The following is a 15,532-nucleotide window of genomic DNA, read 5'->3' as shown; positions in this document are numbered from 1 at the left end:
TACAGTAGAAGCACTGATCTTTTAAACGTTTTGCCCATTTCCAATCACCCGTCCCAGACTAACTCCCGAACGATCCAAGGTTTGAAAACGGTTTGGACGCTCTAAGTATATCCGTATAGCTGCGGTTTTCATGATATACCCCGTAGATTTCAGCCTTTAATAATATTTTTTTGGCCCAGCTAAGGTACGGCTTGATTTCGATCATTTTATTTGAGAAAGAACTTTTTACAACGCCGCGGGTGCCGTCGGCACTTTCGACGATGCTTAAGGCATCCAGATAATCCTCCATTGATATAACATGCAGGCTTTGGACCGCTTTTATTTGTGACGGATGAATCACGCTTTTTCCGTGAATGCCGTTGGCCAGGTCAAGAAGCGTTTCATTGATCAATCCGTCCATATACCGATTGATCACAAGCGAAGATTCCCCCGCCTCAGCCCAATTCGGCGCAAAAGGCGGAACCGTTCGCGAAGCATCTCCAAAGTACTCCCAGACAGGCCCCGAAATCACGAATTGCAAGCCGAAATAATTGACGATATCTTTGATGAAATCAGAGATGACCAAAATGTCGTAAATCGGCGTTTCCGGTTTTCTTCTTAAGCCGTAGAGACCGCACAAATCAGTCGCCCCGATTCTGATATTCAGAATGATATCCTGATAAAAGCCAAGCGTTGATTTTAATTCCTGCAGCGCCTTTGCCCTCGTTTCCATCGCCAGCAGATCAGGTGTCTCAAAGATCGGCATTCCGTATAGCACAATGCCGGATTCTTGCGACAGCTTCGTTAAAGTATCAAGGTAGTGCTCTGCATTCAACATCGAAAACTTCGGAAATACGAATCCGGCAAACAAGTGAAGCGCGCGGCCGAGCTTGTTGCCCAATTCGAGCATCTGCTCAGGTTCCCGCACTCGGATAAACATCAGCGGCAGCACATCGCTGTTGATGTTCTGCAGTTTTTGCGCCTGATAAATCATATCGGCCTGACTGACAAGATTGTTTTCAGCCTGTAGAACCTCACAATCGCCGATCGAATCTTCAAGGCAAAAAACGACCGAGCACAGTTCTGGATACTTGTTATTGATGATGACATCTGCTATATCTTTTCGGTTCCCCGGAACATAGAGCGCAGCTCCAAGCGCATACTCGAGAATGCGCTTCGGAGAGTCCTTTGTAACCGTACCCGGCAGTTTGAAAAAGACATCTTCTTTTTGAGAGGCGGATAAAAAATCAAAGTATTGCACATGGGTCACCTTCTTTGAATAGGAATCATACACCCCTTTGATGTAAAAAAAGGGCGGAGCAGATCTACTCCCCCCTTTATGTTTTGCAGTTTGTTATTCTTCCTTTGAAGCCGCCGTTTGCTCTTTTACAGCTTTTTGCTTGTTCATATAGTGAATGATAAATGTTGCGGCAAAAGCAATAATCAGAATGATAAAGAAGACGCTGTGCGGCATTTCAATATGCCATACACTCGCAGCCATTTTCAGTGCGATGATTCCGATTAAAACAAAGGCCGTTGTTTCAAGTTCAGGCACTTTGTCAATCAGCGTCAAGAAGAATTTCGCAACGGTTCTCATCATCAAGATGCCGAGCATGCCGCCGATCAGAAGCACCCATACCTTTTCAGATACGGCAAATGCCGCCAGGATGCTGTCGACCGAAAATGCAAGGTCCATGAGCTCTACCGAAATGACAGTCGCCCAGAAGACCCCGAAAACGCGTACCATCCAGCTGTCTTTTTTGATGGCGTTTGCTTCATCATCGCCCTCACCGATGAAGAAGTGCTTGATGACGAGCCATGCCAGATATGCGGCTCCGAGCAGTTTGATCCACCAGAATTTAATCAGGATCATACCGAGTCCAATGAATAGAAATCTAAAGAAGTAGGCCCCGATTAAACCGTATGTCAACGCTTTTTTGCGTTGTTTTTCCGGAAGGTGCTTCACCATGACGGCGAGAACGAGGGCGTTATCCGCAGATAAAAGCCCCTCCAGCACGACCAGCGAGCCGATCAGCCCCCAGGAAACAGGGTCCGTTAATACTTCCACCCACATTTCCCAATCGAAAAATGAGGCGTAAATTGACATAATATGATGAAATAAATCCACTTTCGTTACCTCCTAATGATGAAAAAGCAAGACTGAATCACGCAAAGGTGACTCAGCCGGCAAAACTAGACTTGCAGGCCGTAGTTGCGGCAAAGCGATGCCAATCCGCCGGAAAACCCGCTGCCGATGGCATTGAATTTCCAATCTCCTCCGTGACGGTACAATTCGCAAACAACAACCGCTGTCTCAATTGAAAAATCCTCTCCCAAGTCAAAGCGAAGCAGCTCTTCATTTGTTGATTCATCTACGAGCCGGACAAACGCATTTGAGACTTGTCCAAAGTTCTGGCTGCGGCTTTCCGCCTCGTGAATCGTCACCGTGATGCCGATCTTTTCAACATGAGCGGGGATTTTTGAGAAATCGACGATGATTTGCTCGTCATCGCCTTCACCTTCTCCTGTCCGGTTGTCGCCCGTATGAATCACGGCGCCGCTTGGATGCTCGAGGTTGTTGTAAAAAACGAAGTCGTGATCATTGATGCATCGATCGTTCTGATCGACAAGAAAAGCCGACGCGTCCAAGTCAAAATCGGCGCCGCCGGTATATTTGTTTGTATCCCAGCCTAAACCGATCAGCGCTTTCGTCAAACCGGGGTTCGTTTTCGTTAAATCGATCCTTTGTCCTTTAGATAATTGAATCGCCATCGATACTACCTCCTTAAGAAAATGTCAGCCGGACCAACGGACGCCATCCGGCGCCTGCTGTCCGGATCTTCAAAATCAGCCGACCTGCAGGCCGAAATCGGTGGCGATCCTCGCCAGCCCGCCTTGATAGCCTGAGCCGATCGCTGAGAACTTCCATTCCCCTCCGTGGCGGTACAGCTCTCCCGTGATCAGCGCTGTTTCAATCGAGAAATCTTCACCCAGATCATAGCGGATTAACTCTTCGTTCGAGTCTTCATTGATCACGCGAACGTAAGCATTTGACACCTGTCCGAAATTTTGGCGGCGAGCCTCCGCTTCATGAATCGTAATCACAAAAGAAATCTTTTGAATATCGGCCGGCACTGCATTCAAATTGATTTTTACCTGCTCATCGTCTCCTTCGCCTTCCCCTGTCCGATTGTCGCCTGTATGTATGACAGCTCCGCCTGCGCCCTCGGTCTGATTATAGAAAATAAAGTCCTTTTCAGAAGAGCACTTGCCTTCTGCGTTGAGCAGGAACACGCTAGCATCCAGGTCAAAATCAGCACCGCCGTCATATTGATTGACATCCCAGCCAAGGCCGACGACAACTTTCGACAATCCGGGATTTGTTTTTGTTAAATCGATTTTTTGTCCTTTTGCTAATGAAATTGCCATGTTGATCTCCCCATTTCTTATATGAATGTCAGGCGTAGCGTTTAACGATTTCCGTAATGCTCGTATCGTTTGTGCCTTCTCCGACAGCGGTGAATTTCCACTCGGCGCCGTCACGGTAAATTTCGCCCGCAATCAGGCTTGTCCGCCCAGAATAATCGTCCCGCAGATTGTACTTGACCATCTCACTGCGATCATTCATGTTGACGATGCGTATAAAGGCATTTTCGATCATTCCGAAATGCTGGCTTCGTTTCACGCAATCGTATATATTCACGACAAAGACAAGCTTATGAATATGCGAAGGAACTTTTTGCAAATCTACAATGATTTGTTCATCATCTCCGCTGCCTTCGCCTGTCAGATTATCTCCGGTATGTTCGATGCTGCCGCATCTGCTCCTCAAGTTTCCGAAATAAATGACGTTCTTGTTCTCTGTGACTCTTCCGTTTTCCAGCATCAGCACGGATGCGTCACAATCAATATTCGGGGTTCCTCCCCCAAACAGCTTTCCAAAAAAACCGCCGCTTCCGGACGCTACCGGATCCCAGCCGAGACCGACTAAAATCTTCGAAAGCCCCGCTTTTCCTTTTGTTAAATCAATCCGCTGACCTTTCTCTAAAGAAATAGCCAAACTGTTCACTCCTCCGTTGAATCATAACCTTAAAGATCACAGTGCTGGATGAGAATAAGAGTTTGAAAGATCCAATTATCACGCCAGCGTGATTCATATCTTTACAAATACAAGACCAATGAATCATTATTTAACCTGCTTAACTATATATACGGAAAGATTCAGAGAAAAGTTTCGCGGTTTTTCGATATTTTTTTATCACATTTTCATCCCGGTCAAATTATCGACAACAATAGTAGCGATTGCACGAAGTCAGCGCCTTTGATATGATGTATCTAAAAGATATATATCAAATAGATATAGAAAGGCGGTTTGTATGACAAAAAGAAATCACACGACTTACGCGCTGCTTGGATTGATTACGGCCGGCTACCGAACGGGTTACGAAATGAAACGAATGATCGACCAAAGTTTGAATCATTTTTGGAAAATCAGCTACGGGCAAATTTATCCCGCACTGCGTCAATTAACGGAAGCAGGCTGGGCCGCGGCTTCTCCGGCGCTCTCGGACAAAAAGCAGGACAGAAAAGAGTACATGATTACCGCTGAAGGTCAAAAAGCGCTGCAGAGCTGGCTTGAAGAACCGATCAATGACATCGCTTCAGAAAAAAACGAGTTTTTGCTGAAGCTGTTTTTCAGCAAGGAAGAATCGCGGGAGAAAACCGCTTTGAAAGTGAAGGAGTACCAACAAAAGCTTGAAGAACGGCTTGAAGCATATAAAGCAATCGAGCAGTCAATTCTTTCGTGCAGCTCCCATTCAAAGGACAGAGAGTACTGGCTTTTCACGTTGGATTATGGAAAACGCACCACCTCGGCCGGAATTGAATGGTGTGAGGCCACAATCAATCGGCTGAATGGAAAGGAAGGGACCAATGGGTAAAACGATCATCAACAAGCCTTTTACGGCCGCCCCTGAAGATGAAGTCGTTGTATTTGTGATCGGGATGAGAGTAAACAAGTGGCATGCTGTTCATAAATGGTGGCCGGTTTTTACCGCCATGCCCCCTATGATAAAGGAGCTTTATCAAAACAAAAACCTCGGCTTTTTAGCAATGGAATCATTCATCAATTTCAGGACGATTTGTCTTATTCAATATTGGCGTTCTTTCGAAGATTTGACAGCATATGCAAAGGGTGATAAACATATGGCGGCTTGGCGCCGTTTTTATCAGAAAACAGCCGCATCAGGCGCTGTCGGCATCTATCATGAAACGTATTCGGTTCCAAAAGGGCGCTATGAGGCTTTTTACCATAACATGCCGGTGTTCGGCTTGGCAAAAGCGTACGGACATCAACCTGTCACCCGCGGAACCAAAACTGCTGAACAGCGAATGCGGGGAACTGAAATAATCTGAAGGGGCTGTCGTTGCGACAGCCCCTTTCAACTTAAAAAGCTCCTGCCCCGTCGCCTCCGCCCGCTCCGGAACCGCCTGCATCATATGCACCGGCGTGCTGCTGCGAATCCGGCAGCTGCCAGCTGTAAAACGGATAATGCAAACAGCCGGCTGCAGCCATACCCAGTACAGGGGAAGCGTAATCAAGCCTGTTTGCTGATTGATTGAGCCACACGGCAGATTCATCCTCCACTTCAAGCACAATTGCAAAGATCATCGTTTTTTCGTTTTGTGACAGGCTTCTCCCTGAGAACAAATCTTCTTTTCTCAGATGGTTCCTCCAGGAAAGAATCGATCTTCGGCAGATGGAGGCATACCTGCTTTCTTTCACGGCCGGAATGAAGGCAATTAATAAAATAGACAGCCCGACGCATATGCCGTAATACAAAATGGTATGAACGCTGTCGGTAAAAACAGACGCCAAAAACAATCCGGCCAAAAACAGAATCGTATACAGCTTTGACTTCGCAAGAACAATGCCTGCCGACAGTGCAAAACCAAATATGACGCAAGCCGCCATGAATCCGGCCTGATGTACCACATCTGCATACAGAATAAAGAGCAGGAGCCCGGTATGGACTGAAAGCAGTGAAAGCGACAGCATTCTCAGCCAGCGGTTTTCTTGAAACAGTTCCCTGAATTCAGGCGCTTGTCTGACGCTTTCCGTCCATTTTTGAACCACGTTTTGAAGAATGATCCTCTTTCGTTCATATTTTCCCAGCTGCTCCTTGTGCTTGCATTCCTCCTCAGTCGGCCCGCTGAGGGAATCCAGCCTGAACATATAGGTATCGCTGCCCGTCTGCTCAAAAAGTTTTTCGATTAAGAGCTGATCAGGCTTTGGCAAATCTGCCTTGCTTCCGGAGAATTCAAATTCATATGTGTCATCAGGCGCCTTAGGATCGTCGAGAAACCTCTCTTCAGCCTGCACCTTCTGCATAGTGACCAATCCCCGCTGATAAAGCGAAAGCAGGCCGGCCAGGAGATCGCGGTCTGTGAAACGGCCTTTTTTGTAAAGAAATGCGACAAGCACGGGATCAAAGGACTCGAGTTCTTCAAACGAAAGCATGGCGCGGCGTCTCTTCTTCAAAAACGAAAGCATGACAGCCATGATGACCATGAACCCCACAATCCCCGAAAAAATCAAAATCATCCTTTCAGCGCCGGCAATTCGTTCATCCCGCTCAGCGTAGCGTTTCGCCTCGTCTCTCTCCTCCTTCAGCAGCTCATCCTTTGTCTGGTAAGAAGGGTGCCGGACCGCCTCCTTCAAGGCGCTTTGCGGAAAATATATCCTCAGCTCGGAGCCCGTGCCTGCGCGATAGAGTCCTGTCTCATAGGTGACCGATGAATCGTTCACCTTCGTAATCTTTCCGTTTCCTTTTTCACGCAAAAACGCATGAATATCCCGTGCCTTTACCGAATCAGGCAGGCGCACTTCAATCTTTACGCGGCCGAAATCGGTATTTGCCTTTTGGTAAAATGAATGGATCAAAATCGACGTATCTTCAAACTTTTGTGCGGCATCTTCGATCACATAGCGAAACATCACATTTTTCGTTTCATCCTTTGATGCCGAATAAGCAAAATAAGTCCCGTCTTCCTTCTTTGTCTTTAACGGGATGGCTTGACCGCCTTTTCTCCGGTGGTCGGGAAGGAGATAGGCTTTAAAATTCTTCAGGCGGCTCGCGGTTTCTTCGCTGAACGATCTTGTCGCCCCTTCAAAAGAACCTTTAAAATCGTATCTGTAAACTTCCTCTACACTTAAATCGCCGTTTTCTTTTACTGTTGCGCGTATATCAGCCCGCTCGATCGAAAAGGATTTGCCTGCTTCAGAAAAACCAGTGACGAGAAAAAAGGCAATGAACATAAAAAAGAAAAAGGAGTGCTTCATCGTTTAGTAAATCCTTTCGTTTTTTGTATCTGCCTTATATACGGAAAAGCAAGGAAATTGTTTCAAGCGTTCACAGAAATGACAGAGATGTCAAATTTATCACTACGGTCTGCCGCACAAGCCATAGAAGAAAATGTGCAGCATTTCCTCTGTAAACTTCCTGTTTTTTTCAAAGGCTTTACCCAATGTTTTTGAATGTTCAATGATCATATTCATAAAGATGAGAAAGCTTTCCGCGGTGATTTTGGAAGAGATTTCGCCTGTCCGATGACCTTCTTCAATCATTTGGAGCATAAGGGGAATGATTTTTTCATCGTATTGCTGCTTCACATAATCCATAATTTCACTGTCTTCGATCATCACCTCTTTGATGACCGTTAAAGCGAATTTTTGATTATTGGCTGCCCTTTTTTGCAAAATCATCAATTCAATTTTTTCTTTAACAGAAATATCTTTGTTCATATATTCTTCAAACTCGCTGATGGACTGATCGATATAATCTTTAAAAACCTCTTTCAGGAGCGCTTCTTTGCTTCCAAAGTAATTATAAATCGTCACCTGCGAAACGTTTGCCTCTTTTGCGATATCGGTTATCCGGATGCGCTTTGGCTCCCATGTTTTGAGCATATCCAAAGCCGTCTTTTTGATCTTCTCCTTAATCAGCAAAGCCCTTTTTTCAAATCCGTTCATATAACCATCCTTACTTATCTTTCTTAATGAAATTATAACATAAATATATTTCATTAATTTTCATTGACAAAAAAGTTCATAAGAACTTAAAATAAATTATGTAATTTATAATTATTAAAATTTCATTATTTTCATTACGGAGGTTCCACATGCTTACAGTTGAACGGCTCACGAAGAAGTTTTCCAATGGCAAAGGTATCTTTGATCTTTCTTTTCATGTTCAAAAAGGTGAAGTTTTTGGGTTTTTAGGGCCGAACGGAGCCGGAAAATCGACGACCATCCGACATATCATGGGGTTTATGAAGCCTGATCAAGGCGACATTAAAGTAAACGGAATGGATGTTTTGAAGCAGCAGGGCGATATTCAGCGGCATATCGGCTATCTCCCCGGAGAGATTGCATTTATCGAAGGAATGACGGGAAAACAATTTCTCGATTTCATGGCAGACATGCACGGCTTAAAAGATACAGCCAAGCGCAATGATCTTATTGAACGGCTCCAGTTCGATGTTCATACTCCGATCAGAAAAATGTCAAAAGGAATGAAGCAAAAGGTCGGGATTGTCGCCGCCTTTATGCACAGCCCCGAAGTGATTATTCTTGATGAACCGACATCAGGCCTCGATCCGCTGATGCAAAAAGTATTTATTGAAATCGTCCTCGAAGAAAAAGCGAAAGGAACGACGTTTTTAATGTCTTCCCACAGCTTTCCGGAAATCGAAAGAACCTGTGACAGAGCAGCCATTATAAAAGACGGCATCATCATTGCCGTCAAGGATATTCATGAACTGCAGTCGATGCAGCGAAAAGTATTTGAAGTCACATTTGAAAACACGGGCGACATTCCCGCCTTCATGAATTCAAGTCTGCAAATTGAGTCCCGGACGGACAACCGCGTCAAAGTGGCCGTTTTAGGGAACCATGATCAATTTATTAAAGAAACCGCCAAATATCACATTCGGCACATTGATGCTTCATCACAAAGCTTGGAAGAAATTTTTATGAACTACTATAACAGAAAGGGGACAGCGCAATGAACCTCTCCCTGTATAAACAAATGCTGAGAACAAACATGAAAGGAATCATGAGCTACGGGGTAGGCTCCGCATTTTATATCCTTTTGATACTGGGCATTTATCCAAGCATCGCGGGCAATGCGGAGGATATTGAGAAAATGATCAAATCGATGCCGGAAGGCTTTCTCAATGCTTTTGGGTTTGAAAACGGACTTGGGAATCTTGAAGATTTTATATCTGGAGAATATTACGGATTAATCTTTATCGTGATCTTATCGATCTTCTCTGTCATGCTGTCGACAAAGCTTTTGGCAAAGCGGGTGGATCAAGGGTCAATGGCCTATATTCTGTCTGCGCCGACAACGCGCGGAAAAGTGGCTTTCACCCAAGCAGCCGTCTTAACGACAGGTCTTTTGATCATTATGGCCGTGACGACAGCGGCCGGACTGGCCGGCTACCATTTGATGCTGGGCGGTGATTACGATTTTAATGTGTCAAGGTTCCTCGTTCTGAACCTGCTTGGCTTTCTGCTCTTCTTTGCAGTCGGCGGCATTTCGTTCCTCTTTTCGGCCATTTCAAATGATGAAAAAAGAGCCCTCGGACTTTCCGGAGGCATCACGTTCTTATTCTTCAGCTTCGACTTGCTAGGCAAATTAAGCGAAAAAACAGAATGGCTGAGGAGCCTGTCGGTTTTCTCTTTATTCAGACCGGGCGATATTGTGAACGGAAGCACCGACATCGCTCAAGTGTCTCTTGTTCTCGCCGCAGTCGGTTTTGCCGCCTTCGCACTCAGCATTCTCATTTTTAAAAAGCGCGACTTGCCGCTGTAAAATAAAAACGCCGCTCCCGATCGGGAACGGCGTTTGTCTCAGTATAATATTTTATTCAACGACCCGTCTTACAACTCCGTTGAAAGCTTTCTTCCAGTACGGGTTGCTCATAGAATCGACGGATACCCCGCGTGAGCTGTTATCGTTCAGGAATGTGCCATTGCCAAGATAAATGCCCACGTGGCCGTTCGTTTTGTATGTGTCAAAGAAGACCAAGTCTCCGCGCTTCATTTCAGACGCGCTGACAGCTCGTCCCTTGCCGACAAGCGTGCTTGTTGTCGCACCGAATCCAAGCTCTACGCCTGCTGATGCATAAGCCCAGCGTACGAATGATGAGCAGTCGAAGCGGCGGTTGTCGATATCAGCTTGTGAACGTCCGCCTCCCCATTTGTACGGAGATCTGCCGACAATGCTTGAACCTGTGCTGATGGCAGCTTCAATCGCGTTTCCATTGCTGCTTACAACAGAACCGGAAGAGTAGTTTCTTGACGGGCTGCTGCTTTTCTTGCTGCTTGAAGAACCGCTGTTGGACGATCCGTCAGATTTGCTGACTGAACCTGAATTTGAGCTTGATGAAGATCCTGAATCAGACTTTTCAGCCGTCGCAGATTCTTCTTTCGCTTTTGCTGCTGCAGCCGCCGCAGCTCTTTCTTCTTTAAGCTTTTGTTCAAGAGCGGCTTCTTCTTTTGTCAGAGAGCCCGCTTCTTTTTTCAGATCGCTCAGTTCTGATTCTGCTGCCGCTTGCTTCGTTTGCAGCTGCTTAGAAAGGTTTGCCTGTTCTTTCAGCTGTTTATCAAGATCCGATTTAAGCGTTTTTAAATCGGCTAGTGTTTTTTGGATTTCGTCCAGTTTTGTATTTAAATCAGACATTGCTTTTTCAAGCTTGTTTTTATCTTTCTCCTGCTCGTCAAGCAGGTCTTTGTCCGCATCAACAATTGTTGAAACAGCAGTTGCACGAGTGATAAAATCTCCGAAGCTTTGTGCGCCCAGAAGGACATTCAAATAGTTTTGGGATCCGCCGTTTTCCTGCAGGCTGCGCACGCGATTTTTAATCACTTTTGAACGCTCTTCAATCCGTTTTTCGGTTTCTTTGATTTCTTTTTTCAGAGCTTCCACTTCTTTTTTCGTTTTTTTGTTTTCTTTTTCTTTGTCTTCGATTTTGTTGCTTGTTTCAAGTGCTTTTTTATCAAGCTCTTGGATTTTACCTTCAAGCTTTTTCTGCTCGTCTTGCAGCTTGGCGATTTCTTTCCGCTTGCTCTCGATGCCTGAATTCACTTCAGAACGCTTTTGCTGAATTTCTTGTTTTTGCTGAGATGTTTCTGCCGATGCCGTGTTGTTCATAAAGGGGGTAAATAGACTAGCTGTTCCGAGAATCGACGCTAAACCAAAAGTATAAACCTTTTTCTTCACTTTCTACTCCTCTTTCCTTTATGTATTCTTGTTTTTTCATTATGTAAATTCGATTGAACATTATTAAAAAATGAATCTTATGACCTATGATTTATATATCCGTTTCTAATGTACAGACGTTATTATACCATCTATTTTCGACAATAGGCGCCAATTTATATTACATTTATATTTCGTTTTTGTTTCAACGGTGTCATGTTTTGACTAATCATGTTTTGTCTCTCGTATTCTCTTCGATTTGACCCTATCTGCTGTTTTTCATATGCTTGTCTTACTGAACAAGAAAACGAAAGGAAGGCCGGTGACAATTGATGCAGCTCAGCATTCTTGACCAGGTTCCTATATCAAAAGGCTCGGATGCGCATTCAGCTCTAAAGCATTCTGCAGAGCTGGCGGAACTTGCGGATCAATGGGGGTACAAAAGGTATTGGTTTGCCGAGCATCACAGCACACGGGGGCTTGCCAGCACCGCTCCAGAAATCATGATCGCACACATTGCGGCAAAGACGGCGAATATTCGCGTCGGTTCGGGCGGCGTTCTGCTGCCCCAATACAGTCCCTTTAAAGTGGCTGAAAACTTTCGGCAGCTTGAAGCCCTTTATCCCGGGAGAATTGACCTGGGGATCGGCCGCTCTCCGGGAGGCACAACTAAAACGAGGCTGGCGCTGACAGACGGGGTTCATAAAAGCCTGCACGAATTCCCGAGACAGTTACAAGACTTGGTTAGCTTTCTGACTGATTCCGTGCCTTCCGGACATGATTACTTCGGAATTAAAGCCTCCCCTTTGACGGATTCGCCCCCGGAGGTGTGGCTTTTAGGCCTGGGAGAAAACAGCGCAAAATTGGCCGGTAGCATGGGAGCGGGATACGTATTCGGCCATTTCATCTCTCCCGCGAGAGGAAAGAACGCCTTTCAATCATACCGTGAAAGCTTTCGGCCTTCCCCTTTCTTTAAACGCCCCCAATCATTGGCCGCCGTTTTCGTCGTTTGTGCGGAGTCCGATGAAAAAGCCGAGGAGCTCTGCTTGAGCCAAGATTTATGGCTTCTCCGGGTTGAAAAAGGGCTGGACAGCCTTGTCCCAAGCATTGAAGAGGCGAAATCGGCCGCTTACACAGCTGCCGATAAAAAGAAGCTTGCCCAAAACCGCAGCCGTATGGTGATCGGGTCTCCTCAAACAGTCAAAAGAAAACTGCTCGAGCTTTCTGAACGATATCAAACAGATGAGTTTATGATTTTAACTAACGTCTACCGGTTTGAAGATAAGAAGCAGTCTTACGAAAGACTGGCAGAATTATTTTGAACGAAAAACATCCCTTTTCAAAAACCGTTGAAAAGGGATGTTTTTGTTAGAACGTATTATAGACATTCTCACACTCTTCCGCTGTCGGCTCGTAAAAACAATGCGATTTAAAGCGGCCGACATGCGGCTGATTGTACCACTGTGCGGGACACGCCCCCGCCGGTCTGAAATACCACAAACTGAACTTTGCCGGCCAAAGCCGCTCCCCGTTGACCGCCCTGCGTGCCAAACGCCTTTCGCTTTCCCGCGCCCTTTGATAGAAATAACCGTGCGTCACGGCTTCAAAGGCATGCGGCTGATGGATCATTTGCGGAATGGTGCGAAGTCCCACAAAGTCGGAACAGTTTGCCCTGATGCGATTGATTCCGACATTTCCGACCATAAGCATACCTTGCACGCCCTCGCCTTCAGCCTCCGCTCTCAAAAGTCTTGCCAAAAGACTGATATCTTTAGAAGAAGCCTGAACGACTGCCATTTTTAGTCACCCCCATGATGTCGTCACCTTTATCATATTCTGTTTCATTTAGGTGATGACGATTTCGGGATTTATCTTTGATATTGCCCATGAAAGAAAGCTATTCTTCTATTATCAGAACCCGAGAAAAAACAAAGGGGAACGGAGGGATCGTGAATTGTCAGTATTAAAAAGCCCTGAATGGGTATACAAACGATTAATGGAAAAAACGGACCAAACAGTTATTGTCGACGTGAGGTTTCATTTGACAAAACCGGACGAAGGCCGAAAAGCGTATACGAAAGGCCATGTGCCCGGAGCCGTTTTCATTGATTTAAAAGAAGATCTGTCGCGCAACCCGGAAGAGCACGGCGGCAGACACCCGCTTCAAGACCCTGACCTTCTGGCCGCGAAGCTTGGAAAAATCGGCATTGACCGGCAAACAGATGTCGTTGTTTATGATGACAGCGGCGGCATGTTTGCAGCGCGCTTTTGGTGGCAGCTTCACTATCTCGGGCATGACAGCGTCTATATCATGGATGGGGGACTGTCCAACTGGATCAAAGCGGGCTACGAGGTGAACGCCGAGGATCCTCGTCCTAGCGAGCGCGAATTTAAGCCGGCGCTCAGAGAAAACGAACTGCTCGATGCCAAAGAAGTACTGAAGCGAATCGGCAGAGAAGGCTCCATTCTGATCGATGCGCGCGATCCTTCAAGATACACCGGGGAAACCGAGCCTCTCGATCATCGGGCCGGCCATATTCCCGGCGCTAAAAACTTTTTTTGGAAAGGCAATCTAACCGAAGGCGGATTATGGAAAAGCAAAGAACAGCTCAGACAGCATTACGCTGCTTTGGACCCGGGCAGTGAAATCGTCGTCTATTGCGGATCGGGCGTATCAGCCTGCCCGAATGTACTCGGCTTAAAAGAAGCCGGATTTGAAAATGTGAAGCTGTATGCCGGCAGCTGGAGCGATTGGATCAGCTACCCAGACCATCCGATCTCCACTGGAGCCGAGGACGATATTTGATCTTACAAGAGGCGGCGGCCGGGGGCTTTTCCACCCCAGCCAGCCGCCGTTTATTATATGTTTTTGCTCATAAACGCCTTTCCGTCATGGGCATCGATAAAGTAAGGGTATACCGGCCGGTAGACAAGCCTGTAGAAGTCATCCTTTTCCCGACTGTAGTCCCTTTCCCACTGCAGCTTCACATCAAATGCCGCTGCAAAAACGGCTTTCGCTTCCTCCTCTGAAATGGATGGCGAAGGACTCAGATCGATCAGCGTTTCCGGCTCGATTTCCGGGCCGTGATAACCGACGACCCTGCCGGTTGTCCGATTGATGCTGATATTGGCAGAGCCAAGCCTTAACGGCACCCCTTTGTATTGAAGATCAAATTGAAAAAATGCGTTTGACCTGTCCCCGTCATTTTCCGCCGGATGCATTCGAAAAAGCCGATCAGCGTCGGGATAAAGCCTGTACAAAAATTGCAGCGCCCGTTTCAAGCAGTCTTCCCCGCTCAAGACAGGGGGTCCTTCCGATTTGATAAAAGAAGCGATTCCTTTGAGCTTCCCCGAGTTTTTGTCTTTCACGATTTTCAACGTATTTTGGTTCCATGTTTCAAAGTAGCCGGCTATACTCCGATCTCTCGGCTCAGGGTCGTCTCCCAGGCGCCACACTGTTCCAATTGACTCTCCCAAATCGGTTTCGCGGATTTTTCGCATCGAAGGGGTAAAGCCGATCATGTCATCGATATCAGCATGACGGTCAGCCTCAGGCAGCACAGGGAGCGGCAATGTGTCTTCTTCTTCCTCGTCATCAGCCGCAGGCTTCATCTGGCGTTTTTCCGTGATATCGGCGGGATAGCTGAAAAACGGCAAGTCTGCTTCGTAAATAAGATGCGGGAGATCATCTCCCCCTTCATAAAGTTCACTGCGGATTTTTTCAACCGCCAATTCGAATTGAACATGTTCAAGATAATCGGCTGTTACCGATTGCTTATCAGCTATCTGCTTTGGAATGGAGAAAGAGCTCGTCCCGCCGTTATAGCGAAACTCAATCACCTCTCCGTTCTTGGCGACCCGGACATAAAAGCCCGTCTGCGGCAGCGGAAGATCAAGGACAGTCTGAACATACGTAAAACGAACGAATTGTTCTGTTACCTTCTTTTCATGGAAAACAAATTCATAAGGCGCATTCGGGTAATGCTGTTCTGTAAACTGAAGGGCGATTTGCAGCAGCCTTTCATCAGGAAGAGCTTCCTCCACCACCGGTTCATACTCTTTTGTCAAACTGATTAAGCGGCCTTGATGATCTAACTCCACCGATATGTCCCGCTCCGGCTCTTCAATGTCCTGCCAAGCGAAAAAAACCCGCCTCTCTTTTTCGTACTTCTCTCCGTAATCTTCGATCATGAGCTGATAATGTGGGGGAACCTTACTGATGGATTGCGCTTTTTGTTTTAACTGTTCACGAACCAAATCCTGTCTACCTCTCTTTCATTTTCTTC

Annotated in this window: 16 protein-coding genes; 6 read left to right on the top strand and 10 right to left on the bottom strand. The window is 46.3% G+C overall.

What is annotated here, in order from left to right:
- Nucleotides 1–58 precede the first annotated feature (58 nt).
- From TRNA_RS23275 to TRNA_RS23255, 5 genes are all read right to left on the bottom strand, one after another.
- Nucleotides 59–1,240 carry an HpcH/HpaI aldolase/citrate lyase family protein gene (locus TRNA_RS23275; RefSeq protein ID WP_003178727.1) on the bottom strand — a complete coding sequence of 394 codons (1,182 nt, stop codon included), beginning with the start codon at nucleotides 1,238–1,240 and terminating at the stop codon, nucleotides 59–61.
- A gap of 93 nt (nucleotides 1,241–1,333) precedes the next feature.
- Entirely contained in the window at nucleotides 1,334–2,107 is a 774-nt protein-coding gene (locus TRNA_RS23270) for a TerC family protein (RefSeq protein WP_011197525.1), read from the bottom strand.
- A gap of 65 nt (nucleotides 2,108–2,172) precedes the next feature.
- Nucleotides 2,173–2,751: a TerD family protein gene (locus tag TRNA_RS23265; RefSeq protein ID WP_003178725.1), complete on the bottom strand. Its 579-nt coding sequence runs from the start codon at nucleotides 2,749–2,751 to the stop codon at nucleotides 2,173–2,175.
- Nucleotides 2,752–2,826: 75 nt separating this feature from the next.
- Entirely contained in the window at nucleotides 2,827–3,408 is a 582-nt protein-coding gene (locus TRNA_RS23260) for a TerD family protein (RefSeq protein WP_003178723.1), read from the bottom strand.
- A gap of 28 nt (nucleotides 3,409–3,436) precedes the next feature.
- Complete coding sequence (locus tag TRNA_RS23255; RefSeq protein ID WP_003178721.1) at nucleotides 3,437–4,039, bottom strand: TerD family protein; 603 nt, start codon at nucleotides 4,037–4,039, stop codon at nucleotides 3,437–3,439.
- A 316-nt stretch (nucleotides 4,040–4,355) separates the two neighbouring features.
- Here TRNA_RS23255 and TRNA_RS23250 point away from each other — a divergent pair, with 316 nt between their 5' ends.
- Together TRNA_RS23250 and TRNA_RS23245 are read left to right on the top strand one after the other, a co-directional pair.
- A complete protein-coding gene (locus TRNA_RS23250; RefSeq protein ID WP_003178719.1) occupies nucleotides 4,356–4,919 on the top strand; it encodes a PadR family transcriptional regulator in 564 nt (187 codons plus the stop codon).
- Complete coding sequence (locus TRNA_RS23245) at nucleotides 4,912–5,394, top strand: DUF4188 domain-containing protein (RefSeq protein WP_003178718.1); 483 nt, start codon at nucleotides 4,912–4,914, stop codon at nucleotides 5,392–5,394. The genes TRNA_RS23250 and TRNA_RS23245 overlap by 8 nt, the downstream gene beginning before the upstream one ends.
- A gap of 31 nt (nucleotides 5,395–5,425) precedes the next feature.
- On the opposite strand, the gene TRNA_RS23240 is transcribed toward TRNA_RS23245, so the two are convergent.
- On the bottom strand, nucleotides 5,426–7,321 hold the full coding sequence (locus TRNA_RS23240) for a DUF2207 domain-containing protein (RefSeq protein ID WP_009330254.1): 1,896 nt from the start codon (nucleotides 7,319–7,321) through the stop codon (nucleotides 5,426–5,428).
- 102 nt (nucleotides 7,322–7,423) lie between these two features.
- A complete protein-coding gene (locus TRNA_RS23235; protein ID WP_003178714.1) occupies nucleotides 7,424–8,011 on the bottom strand; it encodes a TetR/AcrR family transcriptional regulator in 588 nt (195 codons plus the stop codon).
- Between the two features lie 149 nt (nucleotides 8,012–8,160).
- On the opposite strand from TRNA_RS23235, the gene TRNA_RS23230 reads away from it, so the two are divergent.
- Nucleotides 8,161–9,048 carry an ABC transporter ATP-binding protein gene (locus TRNA_RS23230; RefSeq protein ID WP_003178712.1) on the top strand — a complete coding sequence of 296 codons (888 nt, stop codon included), beginning with the start codon at nucleotides 8,161–8,163 and terminating at the stop codon, nucleotides 9,046–9,048.
- The gene (locus tag TRNA_RS23225) at nucleotides 9,045–9,857 is read left to right on the top strand and encodes an ABC transporter permease subunit (protein ID WP_003178706.1); all 813 of its coding nucleotides are present in this window, start codon (nucleotides 9,045–9,047) and stop codon (nucleotides 9,855–9,857) included. Before TRNA_RS23230 ends, TRNA_RS23225 begins: the two co-directional genes overlap by 4 nt.
- A gap of 51 nt (nucleotides 9,858–9,908) precedes the next feature.
- Here the strand turns inward: TRNA_RS23225 and TRNA_RS23220 are convergent, their stop codons facing one another.
- Complete coding sequence (locus tag TRNA_RS23220; protein ID WP_003178705.1) at nucleotides 9,909–11,267, bottom strand: PcsB-like coiled-coil domain-containing protein; 1,359 nt, start codon at nucleotides 11,265–11,267, stop codon at nucleotides 9,909–9,911.
- A 308-nt stretch (nucleotides 11,268–11,575) separates the two neighbouring features.
- Here TRNA_RS23220 and TRNA_RS23215 point away from each other — a divergent pair, with 308 nt between their 5' ends.
- Complete coding sequence (locus TRNA_RS23215; protein ID WP_003178703.1) at nucleotides 11,576–12,568, top strand: LLM class flavin-dependent oxidoreductase; 993 nt, start codon at nucleotides 11,576–11,578, stop codon at nucleotides 12,566–12,568.
- A gap of 46 nt (nucleotides 12,569–12,614) precedes the next feature.
- On the opposite strand, the gene TRNA_RS23210 is transcribed toward TRNA_RS23215, so the two are convergent.
- Nucleotides 12,615–13,043: a cell wall hydrolase gene (locus tag TRNA_RS23210; protein WP_003178702.1), complete on the bottom strand. Its 429-nt coding sequence runs from the start codon at nucleotides 13,041–13,043 to the stop codon at nucleotides 12,615–12,617.
- A 55-nt stretch (nucleotides 13,044–13,098) separates the two neighbouring features.
- Between TRNA_RS23210 and TRNA_RS23205 the strand changes: the two genes are divergently transcribed.
- A complete protein-coding gene (locus TRNA_RS23205) occupies nucleotides 13,099–14,052 on the top strand; it encodes a sulfurtransferase (RefSeq protein ID WP_009330257.1) in 954 nt (317 codons plus the stop codon).
- A gap of 53 nt (nucleotides 14,053–14,105) precedes the next feature.
- Here the strand turns inward: TRNA_RS23205 and TRNA_RS23200 are convergent, their stop codons facing one another.
- Nucleotides 14,106–15,503 (bottom strand): YcdB/YcdC domain-containing protein, encoded by a 1,398-nt coding sequence (locus tag TRNA_RS23200; protein ID WP_003178696.1) that lies wholly within the window; start codon nucleotides 15,501–15,503, stop codon nucleotides 14,106–14,108.
- Nucleotides 15,504–15,532 lie beyond the last annotated feature (29 nt).

Source organism: Bacillus licheniformis DSM 13 = ATCC 14580, assembly GCF_000011645.1.
Taxonomy (GTDB): Bacteria; Bacillota; Bacilli; order Bacillales; family Bacillaceae; genus Bacillus; species Bacillus licheniformis.
This window is presented reverse-complemented; position numbering and strand designations above follow the sequence as displayed.

What these genes read in the sequence shown, in the direction of transcription:
- TRNA_RS23205 (WP_009330257.1), top strand. Translation starts at nt 13,099, where the DNA reads ATGACGATTTCGGGATTTATCTTTGATATTGCCCATGAAAGAAAGCTA.
- TRNA_RS23210 (WP_003178702.1), bottom strand. Translation starts at nt 13,043, where the DNA reads ATGGCAGTCGTTCAGGCTTCTTCTAAAGATATCAGTCTTTTGGCAAGA.
- TRNA_RS23240 (WP_009330254.1), bottom strand. Translation starts at nt 7,321, where the DNA reads ATGAAGCACTCCTTTTTCTTTTTTATGTTCATTGCCTTTTTTCTCGTC.
- TRNA_RS23265 (WP_003178725.1), bottom strand. Translation starts at nt 2,751, where the DNA reads ATGGCGATTCAATTATCTAAAGGACAAAGGATCGATTTAACGAAAACG.
- TRNA_RS23250 (WP_003178719.1), top strand. Translation starts at nt 4,356, where the DNA reads ATGACAAAAAGAAATCACACGACTTACGCGCTGCTTGGATTGATTACG.
- TRNA_RS23245 (WP_003178718.1), top strand. Translation starts at nt 4,912, where the DNA reads ATGGGTAAAACGATCATCAACAAGCCTTTTACGGCCGCCCCTGAAGAT.
- TRNA_RS23230 (WP_003178712.1), top strand. Translation starts at nt 8,161, where the DNA reads ATGCTTACAGTTGAACGGCTCACGAAGAAGTTTTCCAATGGCAAAGGT.
- TRNA_RS23260 (WP_003178723.1), bottom strand. Translation starts at nt 3,408, where the DNA reads ATGGCAATTTCATTAGCAAAAGGACAAAAAATCGATTTAACAAAAACA.
- TRNA_RS23225 (WP_003178706.1), top strand. Translation starts at nt 9,045, where the DNA reads ATGAACCTCTCCCTGTATAAACAAATGCTGAGAACAAACATGAAAGGA.
- TRNA_RS23235 (WP_003178714.1), bottom strand. Translation starts at nt 8,011, where the DNA reads ATGAACGGATTTGAAAAAAGGGCTTTGCTGATTAAGGAGAAGATCAAA.